The sequence below is a fragment of the Salegentibacter sp. genome (assembly GCF_036568425.1).
Classification (GTDB): domain Bacteria; phylum Bacteroidota; class Bacteroidia; order Flavobacteriales; family Flavobacteriaceae; genus Salegentibacter.
Genome location: NZ_DATCSO010000086.1, coordinates 1 through 2899, shown reverse-complemented (window position 1 = coordinate 2899; position 2899 = coordinate 1). Strand labels below are relative to the sequence as shown.

Annotated in this window: 2 protein-coding genes; both read right to left on the bottom strand. The window is 37.5% G+C overall.

From position 1 onward, the window contains the following. Positions 1–311: 311 nt before the first annotated feature. On the bottom strand, positions 312–2225 hold the full coding sequence (locus VIM94_RS08500) for a putative porin (RefSeq protein WP_332038869.1): 1914 nt from the start codon (positions 2223–2225) through the stop codon (positions 312–314). A gap of 338 nt (positions 2226–2563) precedes the next feature. Continuing rightward, a partial coding sequence (locus VIM94_RS08495; RefSeq protein WP_332038868.1) for a RagB/SusD family nutrient uptake outer membrane protein occupies positions 2564–2899 on the bottom strand: 336 nt, incomplete at its 5' end.

Below are 2899 nucleotides of genomic sequence, written 5' to 3'. Positions count from 1 at the left end.
TTTCTTTCTGACAAGAAAAAAAAATTAATTTTTTTCTGCCCCTGAAAAAGCCTGCAAAACTCCCTCCAAATCCACGTTTTAAAAGAACTAACGCCTACTCCATAACTCCCGTTATCCTCGTAAGCGGCTGCAAATATACAGCTGTTTTTTCATTACACAAGACATTTCTAAAATCAGATGATTTTTATGAGATTCTCATTCAGGAATAAGCTTCAGCAAGGAAATTCTCAGCAAACAAGGGAGCATACAAATCAAATCGGCGGAAATTTTGGATAAAAGAGCTTCCGCAGAGAACGGGATTCCTTAAACAATTACATAAAAAAGTTCCATACCAGACCAAATCTTATCAGAAAATCGGTGTAGGGATAGCCAGGAGCTACGAAATTATTGTTTCCGTCAATCAGGGAAGTTACATTCTCCAGCTTAAAAAAGATGCGGGTCTGGTCAATTTTCCCATTAAAAAAGAAATCTAGCATGGGATAATCCCCAATCTCCATTTCATTTTGCACATAAAATTCGGCTAAAACGGAATCATAGGCATTGGCCTCGTACTGGCTAAAGTATTTAAAAGTAAATCCGGTTTGAAGAAATAAAGCCCGCTGGAACCAGTGATCCTGATAATAGGCAGAATTCCTGGTTACAAAAGCCGGCACCTTTAGAACTGAAGCTCCATCCAGGACATTCTGGTACATTACGGTATTATCGAAACCAAAAACCCCTAGGTCGAAACCGCGGTAAGCCTTCAATTTAAAATAACGCAACTGGTCATCATACTGAAAAGGCCTGACCATTCTCTCTTCATTCAAGCCGAAAAAAGCAAAATTCTGCACCTGGGTAATTTCAGCATCAATAACAGCAAGTTTTTCTGAATTCAGTTTAAAATATAATTGCTGTGTATTTACATTATCGAAACTGGTTTGCCAGTTATAGTTAAGGTAATTGCTTTGATAGAGCATAAAGTTATAATCGGGCAGCCTACTGTTCTGATTAAAGCCGAATTCGATCTCGTTTTCTTCATTAAAAGCGTAGGCAGCCGAGGCGTTAAGGTAATTCGCATTGAAATCGCCACCAAAGCTGAGCATCGCATTAGCCTTTACACTAAACCCACCCAGACTGTTTTTGTATTCCCCACCAGCCGCATAATTAGTACCTTTCAATCTGTTATCGAATCTGCCTTCGGTAGTATAATAAACGGTATTATAACCATAATTATAGGTAGTGACCGAAGCTTTAGTTTTAAGGTCACCCAAAAATTCATTAGTAAACCTGGCGTAAGCTTCGTTGGTAAGTTCCTCCAACCGAACCACATCATTAAGATTAGCACTATCGAAAGATTCACCAAAAATTTTGTTCACGGCGCTTGTCTGCTCAAACTTGAACTTTTTATAATCAAAGCGAAAAATATGCCCAAAGCTTAGAGCACTGGTATTATCAGGCCGGGGCTCGGCCAAATGATAAAGGTGATTAAGATAAAAACGCTTCCCATACAGAGTACTTTGTGCATTTTCAAAATTCATTTCCAAAAGAGAACGGTCTTCAAACTCTTCTTCTTTGTCGATATATTGCTCCATAGCTAGTGAGCTAAGCCCACCGTTTTCCTGGTTCATTAGCTTATGGGAAACAAAATGAGATTTCAGCTGGTATTTTCTATTTAGAGTTTGATAATTAAGCGTAGTTCTAAAGATTCCGGTACTGGTTAATTGATGCTGATATTTACCTAAAGCGCGAACCCCTTTGTGGGCTATTGAAAAATTAAGTCTATCGGAAGTATTGATCGTAAAAAAAGCATCCAATTGCTGTCCCTGTTCGGGGACAGTTTTAAAATATAATTCTGTAAGCGGCGTGGGCACATGATAGTAATAGATATCTTCCACCTCCATAAAACCAAAGTGTCTAGCTCCTGCAACAAAGCCTGGCATCAATTTATCTGTTTCCCGCCGCATACTTAAAGAGTTATAAGTTTGACCGGTATTTGGAAAGTTGAGAAGCTCAAAATTATCCTTTCGAAGGTAATTGAATCTATAATCCTTATGGATGCTAAGGGTAGTATCCACAAATGTAGTATCCCTTTCTACGGAAATTATCTTGTAATCTATAATAGGAGCCTTTGCCAGGCTATCTTTTTGGGCTTGCTGAAAACCACCCTGCTGATCTTGTGCAGCAAGAGGATCCTGAGCAATAACCAAAGAAGGTATACATATCAAAAAAAGAAGCAGATTCTTCATTCAAGAGGATTTGCAGCAAAGTTATATTATTTCAAAAAACAAAGCCCGCTTTGCAGAAAGTTTTAGAAAAAGACAATTCTATATTTTATCCAGATAAAATTAAATATATAAGAAGCTAAACAGCAAATGAGAGGTTGGCAAGAACCTGATTCAACATATAGGGATAGGAAAAAGCATATATATTGCACGAAGACAAGGAATTGTCTTTGGCAATTAATTTCCTATTCCACATATTTATGGTTCCCCAATATTAAGATGATTGAGCCGTTTAGAGCCGGGTATAATAAAAAAAGGCCGTCTTCTCAGACAGCCTTTTTTTATTTAAAACTATAGTTACATTATCCTCCGTAACCGGGGTTTTGCGTAATATTAGAATTCGCATCAATTTCGTTTAATGGAATTGGATAAGCTAACCTATAATCTCCATAAGGAACAGCCTCTAAGATATTCTGAAGAGGATCTACCTTTTCAATACCTCTTTCATATCTCAACATATCCCAGTACCATAAACCTTCGAAGATGAATTCTTTTCTGTTTTCAAGAAGAATATTATCTACATTGACTTCAGTATAAAGATCTGCATTTCTATGCTCAGGAATCATGTTAAACCAGGTAAGAGGATCACCTTCTCCAAGTTGGAAAAGAGCCTCAGCATATGTAAGGATAATTTCCTC

Bases quoted from the DNA above. Each gene is read 5' to 3' on its own strand.
- VIM94_RS08500 (WP_332038869.1), bottom strand. From the start codon at position 2,225: ATGAAGAATCTGCTTCTTTTTTTGATATGTATACCTTCTTTGGTTATT.